The sequence below is a fragment of the Pseudomonas sp. S1_G07 genome (assembly GCF_054668565.1).
In genome coordinates this window covers 83,816-106,957 of the sequence record NZ_CP162778.1, presented here as the reverse complement: position 1 = coordinate 106,957, position 23,142 = coordinate 83,816, and the positions used below count along the sequence as shown (strand labels likewise).

The window sequence follows — 23,142 nt, the reverse complement described above, 5'->3', positions numbered from 1 at the left end:
TTTTTACCGTCCCTGCCAATCCTCTGAACGAACAGAGGAGCCCCGTTCATGAGAATAATCCGCTTGAAAGACGTCATGAATTCGACCGGTCTGGCCCGGTCTACCATTTACAAGTACATCGACGAAGGTACGTTCCCAAAATCAGTCTCGCTGGGAGATCGCAGCGTTGGCTGGGTCGAAGGAGAAGTGCACGAGTGGATCTTATCCAGGATCGAGGCGCGTGATCTGGGCGTATGAGATTTGAGAAGGAGTTGGACTTTCAAGCATAAAGGCCAGGACCGGCAAAGAGACGGTCCTGGCCTTTATGCCGAATGATGACCAGGCGGTTCTCAGCTAACTCTCCCATGGGGCCGATTGGTCAGTCTCCTGTCTGGCTTGGCAATAGCTTTCTGATTGAGCCGTCTGGAGCGGGAGTGTTCACTAGCGACAGAGCTGTATCTAGTTATATAGCTTCCAGATAATCAAATAACAGTCATCAGTAAGCAACCGAACAGAGAGTAATCCATCTCCGATGATCACGGCTTACCTAGGGAGTAGCTGGCCGGTTAAAAAAAGCACAAACGGTATCTGGTATGAAAATAACCACCAGGTACATAGCCATGACCAGCCGCAATGCCTACGACCATCTCTCACAGTCCGATATCGCGATCCAGATTGAGCGACTCGTTAAGGCCATCGAACATCACGACATTCCGGCATTCCGATTCAAAGGCACACGCTCAGGTTACGAGCAGGCGATGCCGACCAGGCTATCCCGGTATTTCGATGGCATCCAGCAAATGATCGACCTGTTTGATGAACGCTGCGAATACCGTTACAGCGAGCACCTGCAAGCGTTCTGGGAAGCCTCCCAACATGTTGGACTGGAGCTTAGCACTGCCGGTCCTGTCTGCATGAATGGCGAGAGAACGACCTATCTGGATCATCACCGCAGCATGAATGTACTGGTCGTGCAGATTCGTCAGTTGATTCGGGAGCAATGGTATCGGCGTAAGAAGAGTGACCGTCGTTATCAGGCCAGGGATCAGGAAAGTAGGGTCAGTGAATATACGGACTCTGTGCTGGATCGCTACGCTCGCACCGTCGTAGTCAGGGTCAATCTGTATTACCACAGGGTGTCTCAAGCCAGGCAGCGTGTTGAGCAAGTATTTGATGATCTGGACAGGTTCGTCGCCGAGCGTGAACGCAATCCGATTTTCAAGTATGAGACCGGATATATCTGTGCAGTAGAGCAGGGGGAAAGTCGGGGCTATCACATCCACGCTGCGTTCTTCTTTAATGGTGCAGAGGTGCGCGGGGATATCTACAAGGCACGGCAGATTGGTGATCTATGGGGGCGTGTGACGCAGGGGCGGGGGTATTTCGATAGCTGCAACCAGGACAAGGATAGGTACGAGGGAAGGCTGGGAATCGGTGTCATTCATCGTAATGATCAGGAGGCTCGTTCGCATGTCCACTATGCGATGCACTACCTGGTCAAGGATGATCAGCAGCTTATCCTGAGGCCCCTTGGAGCTCGGTGCCTGCGTGTGGGCCAGCCTAAATGCCTTCGCCGACGTTGGTTGGCATGACGTTTGGCAGAGTAGGAAGCTCTACGATGGATTGTGGGTGACTTTATTTTTGGGTTTTGGCCTTTTTTACTGAATGTGACAGGGCAAATTGGGCCGAAACTGTGTGCCTGGCACTTTGCTGGCTAGTAATCCGTGATATTCGTCGCAGGCTCCATGATAATCCCCCTCAGCTCGCATAAAGGGAATCCTTCATATGGAACTGATCGACAACATCAATACCCTGCTTGGTGAAAGCCTCAAAGGCACGATTAAGCCGGGTTCGAAGCTGAAGATCGCTGCTTCGTGCTTTTCGATCTACGCCTACGTGGCGCTGAAGAAGGAGCTGGAGAGCATAGACTCCCTAGAGTTCATCTTCACCTCGCCGACCTTCGTCCCCAATGAGGTCAGCGACAAGATCAAGAAGGAGCAACGCGAGTTCTATATCCCCAAAGCAGAGCGCGAGCGCAGCCTCACCGGTAGTGAGTTTGAGATCCAGTTGAAGAATCAGCTTACTCAAAAGGCTATCGCCAAGGAGTGTGCTGACTGGATACGCCGCAAGGCTACCTTCCGTTCCAACCGTGCTCAGGCTCCGATGCAGCCCTTTATCGGTTCACAGGCTGAGTCGGGTGACGCTGTATTTATGCCCGTTCAGGGATTTACAGCTGTCGATCTCGGCTACCAGAAAGGTGGCGCGCTCTCGAACATCGTTTCCCGTTTCGATGAGCCGGCCCACACTGGCATGTTCCTCAACTTGTTCGAGCAGATTTGGAGCGACCCAGAAAAGCTTGAAGATGTGACTGGTCGACTCTGCGATCACATCGCCTCGGTCTATCAGGAGAACGCCCCAGAGCGAATCTATTTTCTAATGCTCTACAACATCTTTCGCGAGTTCCTGGAAGACATAAATGAGGATGTTCTACCCAATGACCGCACCGGCTATCAGGACAGTCTGATCTGGCAAAAGCTGTTCAACTTCCAGCGTGACGCGGCCACCGGACTGATCAACAAACTGGAAACCTACAGCGGCTGCATCCTGGCCGACAGCGTAGGCCTGGGTAAAACCTTTACCGCATTGGCTGTGATCAAGTATTACGAACTGCGTAACAAGTCCGTATTGGTGCTTTGTCCGAAGAAACTCTCCGATAACTGGCGCAACTACAACCAGAACCTCAAGACCAACATTTTTGCCAAGGATCGCTTTAACTACGACGTGCTTTGCCACACCGACCTGACCCGCACCCGTGGTGAGTCGTTGGGCATTCCGTTGGATCGCGTCAACTGGGGTAACTACGACCTGGTGGTGATCGATGAGTCGCACAACTTCCGTAACAACGATATCTATAAAGACAAAGAGACCCGTTACCAGCGGCTGATGAATCAGGTCATTCGTCAAGGGGTGAAGACCAAAGTGCTGATGCTCTCGGCCACCCCGGTCAACAACCGTTTTAGTGACTTGCGAAACCAGTTGGCCTTGGCTTACGAGGGCGAGAGCGACAACCTCAGTAAGAAGCTGCGCACTGAAAAGGACATCGACGGTATTTTCCGTCGCGCTCAGGCAGCATTCAATGTGTGGACCGGTCTGCCACCGGAAAAACGCACCGCAGCAGCGATTCTCAATACCCTTGATTTCGACTTCTTCGAGCTGCTCGACAGCGTCACAATTGCCCGCTCCCGCCGGCATATTGAGACCTTCTACAACACCGCCGACATCGGCAGCTTCCCTGAGCGCCGCAAGCCATTGTCGTTTCATTGCCCGTTGACTCCGCGTGGTGACGTCATCGGTTTCAACGAGATCTTCAACCAGCTGTCGCTGCTCAAGCTCGCCGTGTACGCGCCAGTTAGCTACATCCTGCCCAGTCGGTTGAAAAAGTACGAAGAGATGTACGACACCGAAGTGGAGGGGGGTAAAGGTAAGTTCAAACAGGTCGACCGTGAGAGAAGCCTGCAAGCGCTGATGACTACCAACCTTCTAAAGCGCTTAGAGAGCTCGGTCGAGTCTTTTCGCCTAACCCTGAAAAATCTGCGAAACACGCATCGGAACGCGTTAGATAAAATCGCCAGTTTCAAGAAGACCGGCCTTGCCAGTGACTTCGCCGACGTTACTGCAGCCTTTGAAGATGCTGATTTCGACGACGACAACTTACCGTTGCCCGGTGACATTACCATCGGCAAGAAGATTCAAATCAGCTTGGAAGACATGGACGTGCCGTCCTGGGAGCAAGACTTACAAGGCGATCTGATATTGATTGAAGATTTGCTGGCTGAAATGGCCAAGGTCACACCTGCCGACGACGCCAAACTGCAGCACCTGAAAACCCAGATCACCAGCAAGCTGGCATCACCGATCAATTCTGGCAACCGCAAAGTGCTGATTTTCACCGCCTTCGCCGATACCGCCAATTACCTCTACGACAACTTGGCTGAGTACCTGTTGAGCACTCACAAGGTACATTCCGGCAAGGTCACCGGCAGCGATGCACCCAAATCCACCCTCGGCACCATGCCAGGCGGTCGCCAGACTTACGACTTCCAAGGTTTGCTGACGTTGTTCTCGCCGCGCTCGAAAGAAAAAGCGCTGATTTACCCGGACGAGCCGCGTGAAATTGACATCCTAATCGGTACCGACTGCATCTCCGAAGGCCAGAATCTTCAGGACTGCGACTACCTGATCAACTACGACATTCACTGGAACCCGGTGCGCATCATCCAGCGCTTCGGCCGGGTGGACCGTATTGGCTCTCAGAACGCCAGCATCCAGTTGGTCAACTACTGGCCAGACATTAGCCTCGACGAGTACATCAACCTCAAAGAGCGGGTCGAAAACCGCATGATGATCGCTGATGTTACAGCCACCGGTGACGACAACGTGCTCAGCGCCCAGGCCAACGACGTGGCCTACCGTAAGGAGCAGCTACGACGTTTGCAGGATGAAGTGATTGAGATGGAAGACATCAAGACCGGCGTCTCCATCACCGACCTCGGCCTTAATGATTTTCGCATGGATTTGCTCAGCTACATCAAGGCCAATGGTGACCTCGGCAGCATCCCAAATGGCGTGCACGCCGTGGTGCCGGCACGGCAGGAACTTGGATTGGTGCCCGGCGTAATCTTCACCTTGCGCAATCGCAAGCACGGCGCCGGCCTCAATCAACAGAACCGCCTGCATCCCTTCTACCTGATTTATATCAGTCTGGAAGGGCAGATCATCAGTGATCAGACAGAAGCCAAGCGTCTGTTGGATCTGGCTCGCAGCGCCTGTAAGGGCCGCAGCGAGCCGATCAGTGATGCCTACCAGCGATTCAATCAGTCCACCCAGGACGGGCGTAACATGCGCGCCTACTCCAACCTACTCGACCAAGCGATTCGCTCAATGATTGATGTGAAGGAAGAGAAAGATATCGACAGTCTGTTTAGCGGCGGTAGGACCACCGCGCTGGTCGACACAATCTCTGGGCTGGATGATTTCGAGTTGATTACTTTCATCGTCATTCAGGACGTGGCATGAGCCAAGCCGCAGTCACTCAGGCAGTTACGCCAGCGCTATTTAGTTTTCCGCCGCAGGCCAAGGTTGGCCGCGTGGTGGCTAAGAACAAAATTTACGAGCGGGGAGCTGTCAGCTCGACGCTGCGCGATAAATTTGTTGCCCAAGTCGAGCAAATTACCTGGGCTTACAAACTGGCCCCGGAAACCATTAACCTGCCGGCGCGGGGCAGTGTCGTGGAAATTCAGATTTTCGACATTGCACTGAAAACAGCTGAACTGGATGAGGATGTACTGCGCGCCATCGACCGCGTTATCCCACTGCCGATCATCTTTCAGTTGCACCATGAGCAGCGCACCCGCATGGTGGCGACCTTTAAACGCCCGAGCGAAGCCGATGCCAGTAAGTGGGTCATCGATGGCTACTTCGCCGGAGTCTGGTTAGCGGCTGATGCCGAGCGTCAGCCACTGCCGGTGGCGCTGGATCTGTATGGCCTTTACGAGCAACTTCTGCGCAGCGTACTTCCGAAGACGGCGAGACTCGGTGAAAGCTTGCCAGAGCAACTGCAGCGATTGACTCAGCTGCGCAGCTTGCAAGGCGAACAGTGCAAGCTGGAGGCGCGCTTGCGCAAAGAAATCCAGTTCAACCGCAAAGTGGAGCTCAACGCTCAATTGCGGGCGCTGAATACCCAAATTTATCAACTGAGCGTGTAAGCGCCAGTTCGCAACCAAGAATTCAAGAATTACAGGACGTCCCATGGACAAGCTGAAGATGCACTCTCAAAACCTGACCGAAGCCAATATCGATAAGCTGGCCGCGCTGTTTCCCAACTGCATTACCGAAGCTCGGGATGCAGCGGGTGAGCTGAAAAAGGCTATCGACTTCGACCTGCTGCGCCAGGAGCTGTCGTCCTCCATTGTCGAGGGGCCGCAGGAGCGTTATCAACTGAACTGGCCGGGTAAGCGCGAGGCGCTTCTAACCGCTAATGCTCCAATTGCCAAGACATTACGTCCTTGCAGAGAGCAAAGCGTTGAATTCGATACTACAAGAAATATTATTATAGAAGGCGATAATCTCGACGCTTTAAAACTGCTCCAAGAGAACTATCTCGGAAAGGTTACCATGATTTATATAGATCCCCCCTATAATACAGGGAAGGAGTTTATATATAGCGATAATTTCAGTGAAGGCTTTGATGATTATCTCGTTCGGTCCAATCAAAAAGATGATGCATCTAATCGGATGACGGCCAATCCAGAGAGTAATGGACGGTTTCATTCGGATTGGCTAAGCATGATTTATTCGCGCTTGAAATTGGCGCGAAACTTACTTGATGAAAGTGGTGCAGTATTTATATCTATTGATGATAATGAGATTTCAAGTCTCCGAAAGTTATGTGATGAGATATTTGGGGAAGATAACTTTATTGCGAACTTTGTCTGGCAGAAGCGTTACTCTCGCGAAAACAGAGGTGCAATCGGGGACGCGCACGAGTACATCGTTTGCTATGCTCGTTCGGCGGAAAGTTTTAAGGATAGTTGTAGCAAAATACCGTTAAACGAAGAGCAGGAAAAGATTTACAAAAACCCTAATAATGATCCGCAAGGTCGCTGGCGCGGCATTCCAATGACGGCTCAAGGGTTTCGCCCTAATCAAATGTATCAGGTGGTTTCTCCTTCGGGGATCACTCATACCCCCCCAGAAGGGCGTTGCTGGAGTACGATTGAGTCTGAATTTAAAAAGCTAGAGGCTGCCGGAAGAATATATTACGGAAAGGATGGCACTGCGCAACCTCAAGTCATTAGATATTTATCCGAGGTGGAGGGGCTGGTTCCGTGGACTTGGCTTCCTCATGAGGATGTGGGGCATACAGACGAAGCAAAGAAGGAGATTTACTCAATATTGGGTAAGTCAATAATTTTTGATACGCCAAAGCCTACGCGGCTTATTAATCATTTTTTAAATATAGTTAGTAAGAGAAAAGATTTTCTGGTTCTTGATTTCTTCGCAGGATCTGGGACTACAGCTCAATCGGTAATGGCTATGAATGCTAAGGACGGGGGGGCAAGACGTTACATATTGGTGCAGATTCAGGAGAACTGTGGTGCCGAAGGGGATGCTTTTAAGACGATCGCAGATATAGCCAGAGAGCGTATTCGACTTGCCGGTAAAAAGATAAGAGGCGAGCTATTATCTGGCACAATTGATATTGGTTTTCGTGCTCTTAAGGTTGATTGCTCCAATCTTAAGGATGTGTACTACAGTCCGGACAACGTGAGTCAGGACCTGCTCTCCGATCAAGTCGACAATATCCGCGAAGACCGCACCGCCGAGGACCTGTTGTTTCAGGTGCTGCTGGACTGGGGCGTGGATCTGACACTGCCGATCAACCAGCAGGATATCGCCGGCAAAACCGTGTTCTTCGTTGACGGCAGCGCACTGGTCGCCTGCTTCGATACCGGCATCGACGAAGACTTCGTTAAAGAGCTCGCCGGACATAAGCCGCTACGTGTGGTGTTCCGCGACGCCGGCTTCGCAAGCGACAGCGTTAAAATTAACGTCGAGCAGATGTTTAAATTGCTTTCTCCAGCTACCGAAATTAAGACGCTTTAAGGGGGCTGATACATATGAAACTGAAGTTTAAAGTCCAGCCCTACCAGACTCATGCGGTAGACGCCTTTGTCGACTGCTTTGCTGGCCAGCCAAAATCTTCTGGCGTGAGTTATCGCGTCGACCCTGGAGCTAGGCTTGCCACATCCGTAGCACCGCACCAGATCGATTTACTTACAGCGAAGGTGATTGAGCCTACTGAGGCTGGCTTCAAGAATGCCGAGCTAGCGTTGAGCGCGGCGCAGCTGCTGGGAAATGTTCAAGGGGTACAACGCCGGCAAAACCTGCCGTTATCGGCGGCGCTGGCCAGCGACAAACATACAGGTTGCATCATCAACCTCGATGTCGAGATGGAGACAGGCACTGGCAAGACCTATTGCTACATCAAGAGTATGTTCGAGTTGAACAAACGCTTTGGCTGGAGCAAGTTCATCGTCGTGGTGCCTAGCATTGCCATCCGAGAGGGTGTGTACAAGTCGCTGCAGGTCACCGCTGAGCACTTCCTGGAGAGCTACGGCAAAAAGGCCCGCTTCTTCATCTACAACTCCAAGCAGCTGCACAAACTGGAGAGTTTTTCTTCGGATGCCGGCATTAACGTCATGGTCATCAACGTGCAGGCGTTCGCCGCTCGTGGTGCTGATCAGCGGCGGATCTATGAAGAGCTGGATGACTTTCAGTCGCGCCGCCCTATAGACGTAATCAAGGCTAACCGACCGATTTTGTTTCTCGATGAGCCGCAGAAGATGGAAGGGGCCAAGACGCTGGCGTCCTTTAGCGAGTTCAATCCGCTGATGATTGTGCGCTACTCAGCCACGCACAAAACCGAGTACAACAAAATCCACCGCCTCGACGCGCTGGACGCTTACAACCAGAAGCTAGTGAAGAAGATCAGCGTGCGAGGCATTACGGTTAAAGGCCTGACCGGCACCAATGCCTACCTGTTCCTGCAGGACATCGAAGTCTCGACCAAATCGCCTGTGGCGCGGGTCGAGATGGAGATTAAACAGAGTACTGGTATCAAGCGGGTGATGCGCAAGCTTCGTCGCAACGACAATCTCTACGACCTGTCCGGTGGGCTGGATCAGTACAAAGACTACGTGGTTGCCGACATCGACGCCCGTATCGACACGCTGAGCTTTACCAATGGTGTCGAGCTGGTTGCCGGGGAGGCCGTGGGCAACGTGGACGAGGCCGCCATGCGCCGCATCCAAATCCGAGAGGCGGTAAAGGCGCACTTTCAAAAAGAGATGATGCTGTTCAGCAAGGGCATCAAGGTACTGTCGCTGTTCTTCATAGACGAGGTGGCCAAGTATCGCCAGTACGACGCAACCGGCGAACTGCCCGGCGAATACGCGCAGATCTTCGAGGAGGAGTACAACGCTTACCTCACCGACGTGATGACGCTGGAGGACACGCCCTACAATCGCTACCTTAAGGGCATTCAGTCTCGCCAGACTCACAATGGCTACTTCTCTATCGACAAGAGGAGCAAACGACTAGTCGATCCCGCCGTGGGCAAAAAAGCCACTGAGACCGACGACGTGGATGCTTACGACCTTATTCTCAAGGATAAGGAACGCTTACTGTCGTTCGACGAACCGGTGCGATTTATTTTCTCGCACTCGGCTTTGCGCGAAGGCTGGGATAACCCCAACGTCTTCGTTATTTGCACCTTAAAGCACAGCGATAACAGCATCTCCCGGCGCCAAGAGGTGGGTCGTGGCATGCGTCTGGCCGTCAACCAGCTGGGTGATCGTATGGATGACCCGGCCACTGTGCACCAAATCAACGAGCTGACGGTGGTAGCCAGCGAAAGCTACAAAGATTTTGTTGGCGCACTGCAGAGGGACATCAGCGACTCGTTGTCGGCCCGGCCACGTGAGGCCAACGAGAGTTACTTCAAAGGCAAGATTTTACGAACACCAACTGGCGACGTTGAGGTCTCTGCGCAACTGGCCAAGCAGATTTACAAATACCTGCTGAAAAACGACTACACCGACGACAACGATCAGATCACCTTGACCTACCACGAGGCCAAAAAACAAGAACAACTGGCAGAGCTGCCGGCTGAGCTACAGCCCTATGCCGCCCAGGTGTTCCAGTTGATCGATAGCGTATTCAGTGCGGCGCAAATGCCGGAGATTGGCGATGACCGCAAGGCTAAGATCAACCCCTTGAACTCGAACTTCGAGAAGAAGGAGTTTCAGGCGCTGTGGAACAAGATCAACCGTAAGGCTGCTTACACCGTTCACTTTGAAACCGATGAGCTGGTGGGCAAGTGCGTGGAAGCCCTGGATACTGAGCTGCGGGTTAAACCGATGCAGTACATTATTGAGCGCGGCAGCCAGCTGGAGAACGCCAGCTTCGACGATATGAAGAGCGGCACTGCCTTTAAGATCGCCGAAAGCGCGACCGAAAAGTACAACCACTCCGTTCATTCGGCAGTGAAATACGATCTGATCGGCAATCTAGCCGAGGATACCCAGCTAACACGCAGCACCATTGCCAGCATCCTCAAAGACATCAATGTTGCGGTGTTCAGCCAGTACAAAACCAACCCGGAAGACTTCATCGCCAAGGCCGCTACGCTGATCAATGAGCAGAAGGCTACCGCCATTGTCGAGCACATCGCCTACGATCCAGTAGATGAAACCCATAGCTCGGACATTTTTACTGCAGAGAAACCCAAGGACGATTTCAGCAAGGCTTTCGAAGCCAAGCACCACGTCTACGACTACGTGTTCACCGACTCCAGCGTCGAACGTAAATTCGTCGAAGAGCTGGACGCCAGTACCGAAGTGGTTGTGTACGCCAAATTGCCGAAGAGTTTCTTCATCCCCACGCCAGTCGGCAACTACAACCCAGATTGGGCTATCGCCTTCCAAGAGGGCAAGGTAAAGCACGTTTACTTTGTCGCCGAAACCAAGGGGTCAATGTCCAGCATGGATCTGCGTGCCATCGAGGCCTCCAAAATTGCCTGCGCCCGCAAGTTCTTCGCCAAGATCACCTCAGCACAGGTGAGGTATGACGTGGTGGATGGGTTTGGGAAGTTGATGGAGCTGGTGAAATAATGAAAGCAACTGAAGCCAACTTACTCAAGTTTCTGCGTAAGTCGCCGCAATTTGCTATTCCAATTTACGGTTGAGCGCCAACGTCCTTAAATAAGAACAGTGTGTTCGGCGATGGTGTCAGGTGGTTACGATAAAATAAAGAATTACATAAAGCCAGCAGAAGGTATATCAACCTCCTGCCGGCTTTATGTCCTTTATTCATGGGTCGGGGGATTAAATATCTAAATCTAGTAAGGTTTAATTGGTATTTTTGCTCTTTGCCGAATTACGAATATCTGAGGCAGGCTAACGCTCTAATAAATACGTATTGGCTTTTTCAGGGTTTCTAGGTGTTTCTTTGTAAATTAATCTACTTAAAGTATTTTTTATTTAACCCCAGAAGTATCATGTTTTTATTGAAGCACAATGGAATGCTTTGACAGCTTCCGCCAGCGTTTTTGACCTCTTGCTCATTTACTGTCGGAAGGTATTTTGGTAGATCCTCATCCTCTATTTCTTTGTCATCAATTGAGCAGTTAAAACTGGCAGTCGGCATACAAACCACATCGGGTAGAGTTTTAGCTAGTCCAGCGTCTTTAGATTTTTCAGCGGCTGCGAAGTTTTTTCCGCCAAATCCCGGCCCTGTTCCACTTTTATACGACACTGGATTACCTTGAGTGTCCGTTCCCAGATACCAACCGAAGGTGTAGTGATAACTTCCCGCTGGTGCATTTCCCGCAAAGTTTCCCGAATTTGAACAAACTCCCTGATCATCACACATAGCATTTTGCTGGCTGCTGATGCTCTCTACTCGTTTCTGACCTTCCTTATCCGTGTAGATGTTGCTAATTCGGACCGGGGTGTTTGGAACGCGGCAATCCCATTCCTTGAGGCCGTAGTACTGATCTATCCGAATTAAAGAGCACGCTGCTTCATCGTCTTGAGCTTGTACCGCGCTGCCAAGAATCATCAAAAAAGGGAGTAGGACTAGCGTTGAGCGTTTCATGGGGGCCTTCCTTGCAAAGTTAAAAATCAGCGAAGTCTTGACGCTTTTCCGAGGGATTTGCCTCGTCTCAGAGACTCGCTAGCTGCGAAGCTCATCCCGATACTACCAAAACGGTAGTATCGGGCGAAAGACAAGGAATCACGATGCGTTTTTCGTAAACGGATCGTGTGCATGTCAGTCTTGGGAAAGCGCATAAAGCAGGCCCGCGTGCAGGCAGGCTTATCGCAGGAGCGGTTAGGGTTGGATGCTGGTCTGGATGAGATGTCTGCGAGTACTCGCATGAATCGCTATGAGCTGGGAAAGCGGGTCCCAGCTCCTGACTTTGTCGAGCGTTTGAGCAAGGTGCTCAGCGTACCGGCGGCATTTTTTTATGCCGTTGAGGATGATGAGGCGGAGTTGCTGGCTAAGTTTCATAAGCTTGATCCGCCCAGGCGCGTGGAGCTGATGAGTCGGCTGGATGAGTTGCTTTTCACTGAGCCCTCAAACTAATTTTGTAGGCGCCTTGTCCCGGCCGTCCTGGCGATGACTTCAAATATCAGACATGAGAGCACCACAGCGATCAGCAATGGCCAAAATCGCGCCAGTATGATCACAAGAAGAACTGCCAAGACACAGCTGGCCAGTATTCCGAAAAATAGAAAAAGTAAGCCGATAAAGCGAATTACATTCATCGTGATTTCCTCAGGGCATAAAACTGCTTGAGCGGAGAGTGCTCAAGCAGCAGTGGTGGAGAGCAGCGTCAGGCTACCAATCGAAGGGCAGTGTCGAGTGCGCGTTGTTTGATGACAGCACCCTGGCCAAACCAGGCCGCGTCCATGCGGTACTCATTGCTGCGCGCCCGTCGCTCGTGATCGACATACTCGGTGACTGAGTTGAGCAAACCCCAAGCGGTGCCCTTGGCCGATTCCAACTCGGCGCCTCGGCCATGTCCTTCATACATGCTCAGTACTTTGTTTAAGGCGCGTTCATTCGAGAGACCGGTGTGCTCAGGCTTATCGGTCTGCACCTCACATAACACACTGCGCAGATACGCCTTGGCCTCATGGTCTTTTACGGGGCGGGCGGCGAGTGTGCGCATGCGGTACATGAGGTCGTCCCATTGCGAGACGGTGATGCCCAGCTGTTGTTTGACGGTGCGAGGATCGAAGCGCGTGCTGTGTGGCACCTTGATAGCCTGGCTGGCGCCATTGATGGCAATCGTCAGTGTGTTGTTGCAGACCACGCGAATGGTGGTCGGTGTTGCGGTGGTGGCGAGTGTGCCGTCGCAGGAGGTGGCCAGCAGCAAGTAACCATTCACAACGTCGTTGCCTTTGAGAGCCGTCGATTGCCCGGTGCGCGCCAGTGCCCAGAGCTTGCGGCCACCTTTCAGAACGCCAGCGGTTTCCAGCTCATAGCCTGAACGCTCGGTCAGATCTCGGTAAAATTCCAACACCTCACGGGGCTGAACCACTTGGTAGCGCTGTGACACGACGGACAGTGGGGCTTTGGTGTCAGAACGAAATAGTACCTTCTGTTCCGGGAAGGAGTGAATGGTGCCCATATGGCCGATAGCGTCCGCTTTGAAATGAACCGGGCTTTCCTGAATCTGCCAGTCCATCCCTGCTTCACGTTGCCAGACTTCCAGCGGTTGTTTTTCGGTGAGACGACTGCCCAGGCCATGCCAAGGAGTCGTGCCGATGTAAGCCATATTTTCGATTTGGTGAGCCATGTTGACGATTCCTTAGGGTGCAAGCCGGCATAGATGCTGCGCATCGCGCAGCACTTACCGGACGTGATTAATGAGTGAGGTGAAATGGTCTAGGCGGGTAGGTTGAAGCGGTGATCGCAGAGCAAGCAGAGGTTGTGAGCGAGTACGTGACGATCTAGCGAGTCACCCAGCTGAGCGCCGAGTGCACAGCCGCTGGCACTGCCGGCCAGGCCACCGAGGATTGCGCCTGATACCGAGCCGAGGGTTATGCCGATTGGCCCGGCGACAGTACCGATTAGCGCCCCTGCCTGGCAGGCAGCAAGTGCGGCGCTGACGCCACGAGCTGCGCCGCCGAGGGTGCCAATGGCTGCGCCGATTTTCCTTGCGTGATGGAAAGAAGCGATTTTGGGGGAATGACAGCAAGGGCATTGCAATGACATGGTTCGAAGCTCCATGGTGGGATGTCAAAGCAATGATGTGTGATTGAGATTTTTTCGAATCGAATATGCGTTCGGGACGGTAGTAAACGACTCAGCGTAGCGATGAGTTATCAGCAGAAGTCGGCCCAGGCTATGTAAAAACGCAGATGCCCTTTTGAAGTCGTGCTTCTGCGTCAAATCAGTGCCCTTTCGCTTAGTGAATAGACGTGGGCTTTGTGCTGGAGGGGAGATATTGCTCTGTTTCGAGCGCTGCATCCGTTTGCAAATTTGTATGCCAGCCTTGGTCATAAGCGGTCGCTGGCGACAGGCAGAAAACGGCCAGAAGCGGACCCGAGCCCGGCTCCACGACAACTAGGTCGATTCAGTAAATGCGCTGGGCCGAAAGCTAAAGCTGAGGCTGTCACTCGTCAAACAAAGTCCAGCCATGGCGTGAGCACTACATAACCGGTAAAGACGCGATTAACTTCCCGTTTCCCGTCGTGACGACCGGTGGGTGGCACTTCACCTCGTATTGGAATCGAGATGGGGGGCAAGGTGTCACTCACGGGGATTTATTTTTCCGATAGAACGGCGTTCTTTGGTAATGCGGAGATCTCGGATGCCATCGAATTGTTGGCAAAGCGTGGATTGCACGCTGACGGAAAAACGGTCTGGATGGCTGATCACTTCGGGGCTGCAGCGGATCTAATTGCCAAGTGAGCTCTCAGCAACTCAGAGCATTGCAGTGTGGAGATAGAGGACTGGTTTCCTTCTGACGAGGATCGGCAGCGCTTCCTTGATCTCCTGGCGGCAGGCACGGCCGAGCTTCGGGATATGAGCAAGAGCGATAAGGTTTCAGTTGGTTGAGCACTCAGGAGATTCAACCGCAGGCGTAAGATCAAGGCTATCTGCTAGCATGCTGCTATCCAAGATCGCAGGGAACGGTACATGGCAGTCACAGATCTATTTTCAAAGCGTCAGAAGCGGCTACGCGGTGGTGGCCCAGACGTCTATGTATACGACAAGCTTCCAATGCCTCTCCGCATTCAGATGCTTTATATGCTCAACGAGCTCATCGGCGACGAACACGAGTTCTACAAGACTTTAAGTACATGCAATCAAATTGTCCATTATGTCGTTAAGACTCTCCGTCTCGAATACGGAAAGCATCACATCGCGACTGTCCCTGAAAACGATGATTATCATGAGCTGATTCTGTTTCTTCGAAAAGAGGAAGATATTGAAAGAGTCATGGATGCCATAGAGCTGATCATTAATCAGACACGTGAATACCCTGATTATGATGAACAGTGCCGTGACTTTATCAAGGATCTCAATATAAGATTTCGAGAGCACGGGGTTGGTTATGAGCTCATCAATGGCGAGATTATCCGAATCGACTCAAGGTTTCATCATGCGGTTGTAGTTAAGCCTGCGATCCAGTTCTTGAAGCAACCGGGATTCGAGGGCGCTCAGCAAGAGTTCATCCTTGCTTATGAGCATTACAGGCATGGGCGGCATAAAGAGGCCTTGAACGAAGCCCTGAAGACCGTCGAGAGCACTATGAGGGCTATCTGCAGCGCCCGTGGCTGGGCTTACAAGTCATCGGATAACGCCAAGCGTTTAATAGTAATATTACAGAATGAGCAGTTATTTCCTGCGTATTATCAGAGTCACCTTTCCGCTCTTGTGAGTCTGATGGAGGGGGTTGTCTCGCTAAGAAACAATGAAAGTGCCCACGGTCAGGGCCCGGAGGTTAGGCTCGTGAGGGATGATGTTGTGGCTTATGCGCTACACATGACTGCATCAGTTGTTGTAATGCTCGCAGGATTACACGCAGATAAACCCTGACCAAATGGCACCTTTAAGGTTTCCACGATTGCAACAGGTACTGAAGTGCTGAAGTTGTTCAAGGAAGAGCATGTAGTCGAAGGGTGATCAGTTATAAGGTTAGGGCCATCTGGCCCCTTTTTATATCTTGAATTCCATGTTCGGCTGAATACAAAACTGCCAGAGTGGAAGCTTGTCGCCTTTGTATTCGTCAGGAATATGCACTGAAAACACCTCAGGGTTAACCTTGGCATCAAGGGCATATATCTTACTTTCGTATACGGTATGCTCATTGTAAGCGCTAGTGACCATTGAGCTCAGTGAACCTAGTATTGCAAATCCCTGATCTTCTTCCCATGGTACGTCAGGGTAAAAATCATACCGTATAGACCTAACTCTTTGTCCATCCATCTCAGCCGAAGGATCGTCGGAAGTCCAATCTCCGAATCTAATCAGATAAAACGCAATATGCTTTTCATTTTCCCTCAAAATCTCATTGTCATGGCAGTACAGCTTGATATCACCTATTGTTATTGAGGCTTGTCCGTCTTCGTTGACTCCTGACTCTTCTTCGGGCTTTGCAATCAACTCGATGCTCAAATTCGGCTTAGTGCCGATCATTCTATCCCCCAGCGATATCATTTCGCTCTTGGCGTAGCCTTCAAGGAAGTTGGTCGTATATTTATTCCGATGTTCAGTCATTGATTCTTTGGATAAGAGCACCCACTTTCTGATTCTGGAAAAGTAAATCGCAAATTTTACAGTTGTACCTTGTAGCTTTGCATAATTCTCCAGCCGTACTACGTAGTCCTTCCGAAACTCATAGTCTTCTTTGGGATCGCCATGATGGCAGTTCTTCACCTCTACAAGAAATCTTGTTCCGTCATTCAAGGCAATAGAGTAATCGGGCGCCTGAACATTCATTCCTGCGGCGAATATTGCACCACTGTCTTCCTGCTTCACCATTGCGCACTTGCCTAAAGCTCCGGCAACATGAGCAAATAAAGCTTCGACTCGCTTACCGTTCAGCAGGTTTTGGTTTTTAAGAGATGATTTGAGAGACTTCCCAACTTTATCTAGGAAGTCTTCGATATCCTCTTCTGCTTCGATTCTGTAATTATTATCCCTGCTTACGGCGGTAAAAAGTTCAACTGGGTCGAATTTTAATGGATCTCTTGGCATGCGTTTCAAGAATTATTCCTTGTCAAAAATCCAGCGTTGAGCGTCGCGTGGGGATCAAGGCAGGAGCTGAGGATGCGTTGCCAGTGTTAGCAGCACTTCCTCCATGCCGAACGGAACGAGCAACATTATGAAGAAGTAGAGCTGAATCCTACGAGGTACCAGACCCAGATCGGCAGAGCTCAAGAATAGCAAAGAGCCCCGACACTTGGCTTGGCGATAATGGCTTTCTGATTTCAGTCCGGCTACGCTCATGCGTATCAGGGAGGAGGCGCGATGAGCCAGTACCTTTTGAGTTTTGCCAGGCAGAATCTTGAAGGACGCAGTGACGCTTACCTCGTGCTGCTCTGGTGCATGTACCAGGCGAACCAAGGCAAGGGCCGCTATTCCGACCACATCAAAACGCACATCACAGCGGCAGCTGACCAGTTGCTGGGGCGCAACTATCAGCGCATCGCCGCACGCTTCAAAAAGGTACTCGACAGCAATCCGGAACTGGATCGAATACCGCCGTCTGGACTTGGCACGTTGGATTACCTTCGCGTGAAAAACTTCCGAGGCTTCGGAGAATTTGGCCCTGACGACACAGGCACCTTCATTCGCTTTAGCAAGCTGAAGAACATTTTCTACGCACCCAATGGCGGAGGTAAATCATCGTTGTGCGAGGCGTTGGAAATCGGCACCACTGGCGATATCAAAGAAGCGGCCAGGCGCAAGACTAAGGTCAATAAGTACATCGCCCGGGGAGAGGTGAAGCCCAAGCTCATGCTGATGGGAACAGGCAAGTTACCAGTCAAGCGAAGCATCAGCTGGTCGGGCTGCTTCATTGATCGGAACCGTCTTCAAGAATTTTCGTTGCTGGGCTCCAAAGATACTGGCAGTGCCGAGAGTGATGTCTTGGCCACCTTGTTTGGTTTGGAAGAACTCCAGGAAGTCATTTCTCGGTTCGTCCGACCTGAAAGCTTCTCGCTCAAAGCCTTCTTGCGCGCTGATCAAGCCGAGGCACTGGAAACCCTGGAACGTTCCCGGGTCAGCCTGGGCCAGCTGCGGCGTAATCGCAGGGCAGACCTTCATGCATCGATTTCCGAGAGTTGTAGGCTGCTGGGGCTGAGGGCCGACCAAGACTTCGATGTGCGCCGAAAGGTTTTGCGGCTGCGCGACACAGTTGAAATACATATTCGTGGCGCTGAGCGCCTGCGAGCCGCCAAGGCCCCGTTCGCTATACCGCTAAAGCAGGTTAGACGTATCTGTACCATCGCTCAGCGCTTGCTCCACCGCAGAGCCGATATCGAGAAGGTGTTTCTGCAGAGGGCCAGCGAGGTCAATTATCGCGCCGTATATGAGGCATTGTCGGCCATCGAACAGTTGCAGGTCGGGGAAACTTGTCCTGCATGCCTGACGCCCCTCGCCCAGGTGGTGATGAACCCGTTCGAGAGGGCGCGAGAGCAGATCAAGGCGTTGGGTGCACTGGAGCCCCTCAAGCAATCCAGGCAGAGAAATGACGCCCAGATCGCGCTCTGGGCTTCACGAGTCGCGACCGGAGTCGGCGCGGTGAAAGGCAATGAGCACGCCGATGTTCCCTGCCCACTGAACATGGACGAATTGGAGGCGGAGCTTGCAAAGTTCCATGCCGCTACCGACCGCTCGGAAGTGGCGCCGTCCGTTCTAGACTCGTTTCTGAAGCTCTGCGCGCGGAGTGCAGATCAGATCGAGGACTACTTGCGCGCCTGTGAGCGCAAGCTTCGGGAGGTTGGCCAGGCAGACGCCCAGGCAGCCCGCCTCGAAGAACGAGTGACGCAGCTGAAAGAAATTGACGAATTGCTGAAGCTGCAGTTCGACCGAAAAAAACTGGCGATAAGCGAGTTCAAGGTCGCCAACGACCAGATGACAGACCTGATAAAGCAAAAAGCGGCATTGCTCAACGATGCGGTCGACAATAGCCACTTCAACCAGTTGCTCAAGGATCTGGAAGCTGAGTACCGAACGCTGTACCGCGACTTGCTGGATTACAAGCTTGAGCTGGAGAAAGCGCGAATAACAGGGATCGAAGCCAAGGCTGCCGAGTACTACCGCGCGATCAACAACCACGACGATGACCATGAGCAGATTGCGTCGTTGACCTTCGACCGCCAGGCGGATAGCTATCGGATCAAGATCACCAGCGTGGACGGATCATTCCTTGATGCGTTTGCGGTGCTCAGCGAAGGGCACATGCGAGCGCTGGGTTTGTCCATCCTCTTGGCGATGGCTGAGAAGAACAATTTCCCGCTCATCGTATTCGATGACGTCGTCAATGCGATCGACACCGATCACCGATCGAACATCATCGACCTGTTCTTCAGCGATGCTTACCTGCGCCGGATCCAAATGGTCGTCACCACCCATGACCGTCTTTTCTGGGAGCGTTTCTGTATTATTGCCCAGCGTCATGCTCAGCAGGTTCAGTACACCAGTAATGTTCTCAGTTATACGAACAAAGGCATTCTAGTCATTGATCACGTGGGCAGCTTCCAGGAGAAAATTCTTGCCGCGCTTTCGGTATTCGATGTGCGTCAGGCGCTGCTCTATTGTCGTATCTGGTTCGAATCCATGGTGCTTGAGTTCTGCATAGAAAATGAAGTCAAAGTGACCGCGCACTTTAATAAATCACAGCTCAAGAAGAGCATGTACCTGCAGGTCAGCCTGGAACACACCTTTTCGCTGGTTGAGCCGTTCATTGACTATGACCTGTCATACTTCAATTTCATCAAGAATGACCTGGTCAACTGGGGTGGGCAGAACCAGGAGCATCACGCCTTCGACGAGGGCAGCCTGAACTTCGTACACTCAAAGACTAGCAGTGAGGTCGTTAAAATCTACGACGCCATCCGCTATTTGGAGTGCCAGCTATTTACAGCTAAGAAGAGAGAATCAGGCGTCAAATGTCTTGCCGACCTGAACGATGATATCGCGTGGAGGCAGCGCAAGCTTGCCAAACTCGCCAAGGCGCCAGAAGAGGTGCAGAAGGAGCACCAGGCGGCGTTGAAAACTCTGGAAAAGCGCGCGGTCGAGCTCGACCAGGAGCTTCAGTTCATTGAACAGTGTCTCGCCAGCGTCGCTCAGCGCGAGCAAGCTAAAGAGCTGCCATGACCTCTGTTCTGCTTGGAGCAGATCTGACTGCTTTGGCTCATATTCGTAGAGGACTCAACGGGCGCTTAGGGTCTATTTTAGTCGATTACGACAGGCAGCTATTGGCCGCTTTCTGTCAGTCGTCAATGCGGCGTCTGGTGTTCAAGTCGAATGCAAACGGTTAATCAGTACCGATGCCCCCAACATTTCATCGGGGCTCGCTCATGAAGGAGGGGCAGATGGGCGTTGGATGGTGCCTATAACTGCCGTAGTCGCATAATGGCGCCTGTGATGTCTTGAGCATTCGCGTCCAGCGTCTCCATGGCCGCAATTGCGTTTGTGGCGATACTCATCACTCCATTCTCGGAGAGCCACTTGGTCACCTCTTCAATGGCCGCACATATGGCGTGCTGGTTGTGCAGAAGCAGTGTGAGAGCGTCCGCAGTGGCTATGTTGGCCTCAGAATTATCTGGCATTGGTATCGTCCTTGAGCACTGGTGCGGGAAGACTAGCTGAAATCACTGCTGGCTGGAGCCACTTCTCCAGATCCGCTGACACTTGAGTAATAGCATTGACTTGCCCGCACCCTTAGCAAACATGACCGGCAGTGACCGACCCATTATAGCCACTCAGGAATGACTCAAACCGGCCCGTTACTGCCGGTCAGCCCCGGCAGAAATCGCCAAAAGCAGTCATTCAGGGGGCTACGAAGTCGGGAGCGCTCCAGATAGCTATGAATACACCTTTGAAATCATGGCGCTTACGGAAAAGCAAAAAATCATCGGCGGCAGCCTTATGTTCTTGGTGGACTTGAGCTTCGTAGTCAATCTTTGCGTTTTTCCAGCCATTGAAAAATATGAAATTCACTGATATTTTCTATTGATGATGACTTTCATTAAGCTGTTTCCTTATAAAGCAACAAAAATAATTAAGATCAGAGTTGTACTCATAGAGAAACAAAGTAATGAACCCAACGGATTTGGAAAGCGTATTACGATCAATTAGCGAAAACTCTACTCGCCTAGAGGTTTCGCAAGCAGCGACAAAATTCAGGACGATTGGAGATTTGGTTTCCGCCATTGAAGTCTGCGAAAGAGCGATTTTACTATCGCTGGATAATAAATTTTTCTACAAGATACTTAGTGATCTGTATTTTCAGAACGATGACTTTGATCAAGCATTTATAGCTCTAGCGAGACATCTTCAACTAATCTCAACTTATCATCGTGAAATTAACGGATTCGCAAAAAGATATCATCGTTTCAGGCGTTCCATTTCAAAGGAAAAGGCACTTGAACTTGCAGGTATAGTTTTTTCTACTATTAACGAAAAAGACTTTAAGCCAGCGGTAGCGGCGGCCGTCAAAGCTATAATAAGCTCGGATATTCACGTCGTAGGCGAAGAAATAGACCAGCAAAGCCGTTTGTTTCTAGAGCTTCTAAAGGACGATTCCCAGTTTGAGTCTTTCGTGAAGTTGGAAAAAAGAATTGAGGAGGATAGCACCGAGAATTTGTCCGCGATATTAGATGCCCATATCCTCAACAGAAAAAGAACTTTAAAAACATTTAGAATAGATCTTTACTGTGTTTCGCTTTATGAAAAGCTAGGATCGCTAGCTAGCGCATTAAAAATTATTACCGAGCTTCTTGCTGTAAAGGTTCAGCCTATTGCGGTTCGATCGCTATTTCGAATATGCAGGCTGCGAAAGGACTACGGGCCCGCAGATATCCTATTAGAAAGAGAGCCTGCACTACTACGCGCCCGAGACTTCAACGTATTGTACGAAATGGTGTACTATTTTGAAGCGAAAAATGACTACCACACGGTGCAAAGTATACTTCGCACAATTGATAAAAGTTTCGCTACTAACCTACCTGTGCTGCGCACAGTAAGAAACTTTTATATTAGGTTTGGGATGCTGGAGGAAGCAAAGCGATTAGAGCACACAATTTCTTTCCTCTACCAAAAAAGAGAAAATAGCGATCAAAAATATATCGCAGAAGTAGCAGAGAGTGAGACGGAACTCGCCTCTAAGGTTCAAGATCTATATTCTCAACTTGAACATCAAAAGCAACTCGCTGCTATTAGTGATCTAACAACAGGTATATCTCACGAGCTTGGTCAGCCGATAACAAATATAAGATACACCATTCAGTTTTATCAAAAGCTGTTTGAAAAAAAATTAACCTTGTCTGCAGTATCGACGGTATTTGCTTCAATTTTAGAAGAAACCGAGCGAATGGGGGGGCTTATACGTCGCCTTTCACCACTTACCTCTAGTAGAGGGGTTATAGAACCGTTTGATATTATGGAGCGCATACGGAGGCGAGCCGATGGAGAAAGTCCGCGCCTTATCCAGAACAATATAAACGTAAAAATTTCACCTAAAGGGTCAATAACTCTAGTTGGAGATCCGGTGAAATTTGACCAGTTGATAAGCAATTTGCTGTTAAATTCTATAGACGCTATTTGTGAAAGAAAAGTTAGTAGGGAAAATATTGTCGATATCAGGGTTGAAAGCAACTCGAAAGAAGTGACAGTGTACTTTTCTGACTCTGGCGTTGGGATACCTATGAGCAACAGAAATAAAATTTTCGACCCGTTTTTCTCTACAAAAGCGCCAGGGCAAGGAGAGGGGCTAGGTTTGTTTATCGTATGGAACTTGCTTAAAATGCTAGGCGGAAAAATTTCGGTCGACGTTCATTATAATCAAGGTGCTCGTTTTCTAATAACATTGCCAAAACAACCATCTAATTCGGAAGTGGGGACAGCATGAACAGCCTATTATTAGTTGAGGACGAGAATAAAACCGCAGAAATGCTCAAGCAGGGGCTTGAGAGTGAAGGCATCGAAGTGACTTGGGTCACAAACGGAAAGGATGCGATAGATCTAATAAAGCCGGGAACTTTTGATTTGATTATTTTGGATTTGAAGTTGCCGGGAATGACTGGCGATCAAGCTCTAGAAGAAATCAGAAAAATAGATCCCTATGTTGATGTTGTTGTGTATACAAATTATCAAGAGCCACCAGTAATGCAAAAGCTTATCAATTTAGGCGTAGAGGGTTATATCAGTAAAGGAGCCGATGCTGACTTGTGGGAGACTGTCAAAACAATCAAGCAAATGCTTGATCCACTTAGTGAAGAAGATCGCGACCAACTCCTTAGTTTAGTGCCGAGTGAAACTTTTAAAAATCTATAAGGATGCAGATTGTGACTCAAC

Annotated in this window: 17 protein-coding genes; 12 read left to right on the top strand and 5 right to left on the bottom strand. The window is 50.7% G+C overall.

What is annotated here, in order from left to right; translation table 11 throughout:
* Positions 1 to 48: 48 nt before the first annotated feature.
* From AB4O05_RS00460 to AB4O05_RS00435, 6 genes are all read left to right on the top strand, one after another.
* Complete coding sequence (locus tag AB4O05_RS00460) at positions 49 to 237, top strand: AlpA family transcriptional regulator (protein WP_339434424.1); 189 nt, start codon at positions 49 to 51, stop codon at positions 235 to 237.
* A 362-nt stretch (positions 238 to 599) separates the two neighbouring features.
* Positions 600 to 1,571: a YagK/YfjJ domain-containing protein gene (locus AB4O05_RS00455; protein ID WP_460133886.1), complete on the top strand. Its 972-nt coding sequence runs from the start codon at positions 600 to 602 to the stop codon at positions 1,569 to 1,571.
* Between the two features lie 193 nt (positions 1,572 to 1,764).
* On the top strand, positions 1,765 to 5,055 hold the full coding sequence (locus AB4O05_RS00450; protein ID WP_460133887.1) for a helicase-related protein: 3,291 nt from the start codon (positions 1,765 to 1,767) through the stop codon (positions 5,053 to 5,055).
* A complete protein-coding gene (locus tag AB4O05_RS00445) occupies positions 5,052 to 5,744 on the top strand; it encodes a DUF4391 domain-containing protein (protein WP_460133889.1) in 693 nt (230 codons plus the stop codon). Before AB4O05_RS00450 ends, AB4O05_RS00445 begins: the two co-directional genes overlap by 4 nt.
* A gap of 43 nt (positions 5,745 to 5,787) precedes the next feature.
* Entirely contained in the window at positions 5,788 to 7,644 is a 1,857-nt protein-coding gene (locus tag AB4O05_RS00440) for a site-specific DNA-methyltransferase (RefSeq protein ID WP_460133890.1), read from the top strand.
* A gap of 14 nt (positions 7,645 to 7,658) precedes the next feature.
* Complete coding sequence (locus tag AB4O05_RS00435; protein WP_460133893.1) at positions 7,659 to 10,712, top strand: type III restriction-modification system endonuclease; 3,054 nt, start codon at positions 7,659 to 7,661, stop codon at positions 10,710 to 10,712.
* Between the two features lie 349 nt (positions 10,713 to 11,061).
* Here the strand turns inward: AB4O05_RS00435 and AB4O05_RS00430 are convergent, their stop codons facing one another.
* On the bottom strand, positions 11,062 to 11,697 hold the full coding sequence (locus AB4O05_RS00430) for a hypothetical protein (RefSeq protein ID WP_460133894.1): 636 nt from the start codon (positions 11,695 to 11,697) through the stop codon (positions 11,062 to 11,064).
* A 171-nt stretch (positions 11,698 to 11,868) separates the two neighbouring features.
* Here AB4O05_RS00430 and AB4O05_RS00425 point away from each other — a divergent pair, with 171 nt between their 5' ends.
* A complete protein-coding gene (locus AB4O05_RS00425; RefSeq protein WP_460133895.1) occupies positions 11,869 to 12,186 on the top strand; it encodes a helix-turn-helix domain-containing protein in 318 nt (105 codons plus the stop codon).
* A 250-nt stretch (positions 12,187 to 12,436) separates the two neighbouring features.
* On the opposite strand, the gene AB4O05_RS00420 is transcribed toward AB4O05_RS00425, so the two are convergent.
* Both AB4O05_RS00420 and AB4O05_RS00415 read right to left on the bottom strand, forming a co-directional pair.
* Positions 12,437 to 13,405 (bottom strand): DUF932 domain-containing protein, encoded by a 969-nt coding sequence (locus AB4O05_RS00420; protein WP_460133896.1) that lies wholly within the window; start codon positions 13,403 to 13,405, stop codon positions 12,437 to 12,439.
* Positions 13,406 to 13,494: 89 nt separating this feature from the next.
* Positions 13,495 to 13,824, bottom strand: a complete 330-nt coding sequence (locus tag AB4O05_RS00415; RefSeq protein WP_460133897.1) for a hypothetical protein — start codon at positions 13,822 to 13,824, stop codon at positions 13,495 to 13,497.
* A gap of 522 nt (positions 13,825 to 14,346) precedes the next feature.
* Here AB4O05_RS00415 and AB4O05_RS00410 point away from each other — a divergent pair.
* Positions 14,347 to 14,523 carry a hypothetical protein gene (locus tag AB4O05_RS00410; protein ID WP_460133899.1) on the top strand — a complete coding sequence of 59 codons (177 nt, stop codon included), beginning with the start codon at positions 14,347 to 14,349 and terminating at the stop codon, positions 14,521 to 14,523.
* A gap of 228 nt (positions 14,524 to 14,751) precedes the next feature.
* Complete coding sequence (locus AB4O05_RS00405) at positions 14,752 to 15,654, top strand: STM4504/CBY_0614 family protein (protein ID WP_460133900.1); 903 nt, start codon at positions 14,752 to 14,754, stop codon at positions 15,652 to 15,654.
* 120 nt (positions 15,655 to 15,774) lie between these two features.
* On the opposite strand, the gene AB4O05_RS00400 is transcribed toward AB4O05_RS00405, so the two are convergent.
* On the bottom strand, positions 15,775 to 16,824 hold the full coding sequence (locus tag AB4O05_RS00400) for a hypothetical protein (RefSeq protein WP_460133901.1): 1,050 nt from the start codon (positions 16,822 to 16,824) through the stop codon (positions 15,775 to 15,777).
* A gap of 264 nt (positions 16,825 to 17,088) precedes the next feature.
* Here AB4O05_RS00400 and AB4O05_RS00395 point away from each other — a divergent pair, with 264 nt between their 5' ends.
* The gene (locus AB4O05_RS00395) at positions 17,089 to 19,941 is read left to right on the top strand and encodes an AAA family ATPase (protein WP_460133902.1); all 2,853 of its coding nucleotides are present in this window, start codon (positions 17,089 to 17,091) and stop codon (positions 19,939 to 19,941) included.
* Positions 19,942 to 20,177: 236 nt separating this feature from the next.
* Here AB4O05_RS00395 and AB4O05_RS00390 read toward each other — a convergent pair whose 3' ends face one another.
* Positions 20,178 to 20,396 (bottom strand): hypothetical protein, encoded by a 219-nt coding sequence (locus tag AB4O05_RS00390; RefSeq protein WP_460133903.1) that lies wholly within the window; start codon positions 20,394 to 20,396, stop codon positions 20,178 to 20,180.
* A 488-nt stretch (positions 20,397 to 20,884) separates the two neighbouring features.
* Between AB4O05_RS00390 and AB4O05_RS00385 the strand changes: the two genes are divergently transcribed.
* Together AB4O05_RS00385 and AB4O05_RS00380 are read left to right on the top strand one after the other, a co-directional pair.
* Positions 20,885 to 22,696: a sensor histidine kinase gene (locus AB4O05_RS00385; RefSeq protein WP_460133905.1), complete on the top strand. Its 1,812-nt coding sequence runs from the start codon at positions 20,885 to 20,887 to the stop codon at positions 22,694 to 22,696.
* Positions 22,693 to 23,121 (top strand): response regulator, encoded by a 429-nt coding sequence (locus AB4O05_RS00380; RefSeq protein ID WP_340051240.1) that lies wholly within the window; start codon positions 22,693 to 22,695, stop codon positions 23,119 to 23,121. Before AB4O05_RS00385 ends, AB4O05_RS00380 begins: the two co-directional genes overlap by 4 nt.
* Positions 23,122 to 23,142 lie beyond the last annotated feature (21 nt).

What these genes read in the sequence shown, in the direction of transcription:
- AB4O05_RS00460 (WP_339434424.1), top strand. Translation starts at nt 49, where the DNA reads ATGAGAATAATCCGCTTGAAAGACGTCATGAATTCGACCGGTCTGGCC.
- AB4O05_RS00455 (WP_460133886.1), top strand. Translation starts at nt 600, where the DNA reads ATGACCAGCCGCAATGCCTACGACCATCTCTCACAGTCCGATATCGCG.
- AB4O05_RS00450 (WP_460133887.1), top strand. Translation starts at nt 1,765, where the DNA reads ATGGAACTGATCGACAACATCAATACCCTGCTTGGTGAAAGCCTCAAA.
- AB4O05_RS00445 (WP_460133889.1), top strand. Translation starts at nt 5,052, where the DNA reads ATGAGCCAAGCCGCAGTCACTCAGGCAGTTACGCCAGCGCTATTTAGT.
- AB4O05_RS00440 (WP_460133890.1), top strand. Translation starts at nt 5,788, where the DNA reads ATGGACAAGCTGAAGATGCACTCTCAAAACCTGACCGAAGCCAATATC.
- AB4O05_RS00435 (WP_460133893.1), top strand. Translation starts at nt 7,659, where the DNA reads ATGAAACTGAAGTTTAAAGTCCAGCCCTACCAGACTCATGCGGTAGAC.
- AB4O05_RS00430 (WP_460133894.1), bottom strand. Translation starts at nt 11,697, where the DNA reads ATGAAACGCTCAACGCTAGTCCTACTCCCTTTTTTGATGATTCTTGGC.
- AB4O05_RS00425 (WP_460133895.1), top strand. Translation starts at nt 11,869, where the DNA reads ATGTCAGTCTTGGGAAAGCGCATAAAGCAGGCCCGCGTGCAGGCAGGC.
- AB4O05_RS00420 (WP_460133896.1), bottom strand. Translation starts at nt 13,405, where the DNA reads ATGGCTCACCAAATCGAAAATATGGCTTACATCGGCACGACTCCTTGG.
- AB4O05_RS00415 (WP_460133897.1), bottom strand. Translation starts at nt 13,824, where the DNA reads ATGTCATTGCAATGCCCTTGCTGTCATTCCCCCAAAATCGCTTCTTTC.
- AB4O05_RS00410 (WP_460133899.1), top strand. Translation starts at nt 14,347, where the DNA reads ATGGGGGGCAAGGTGTCACTCACGGGGATTTATTTTTCCGATAGAACG.
- AB4O05_RS00405 (WP_460133900.1), top strand. Translation starts at nt 14,752, where the DNA reads ATGGCAGTCACAGATCTATTTTCAAAGCGTCAGAAGCGGCTACGCGGT.
- AB4O05_RS00395 (WP_460133902.1), top strand. Translation starts at nt 17,089, where the DNA reads ATGAGCCAGTACCTTTTGAGTTTTGCCAGGCAGAATCTTGAAGGACGC.
- AB4O05_RS00390 (WP_460133903.1), bottom strand. Translation starts at nt 20,396, where the DNA reads ATGCCAGATAATTCTGAGGCCAACATAGCCACTGCGGACGCTCTCACA.
- AB4O05_RS00385 (WP_460133905.1), top strand. Translation starts at nt 20,885, where the DNA reads ATGAACCCAACGGATTTGGAAAGCGTATTACGATCAATTAGCGAAAAC.
- AB4O05_RS00380 (WP_340051240.1), top strand. Translation starts at nt 22,693, where the DNA reads ATGAACAGCCTATTATTAGTTGAGGACGAGAATAAAACCGCAGAAATG.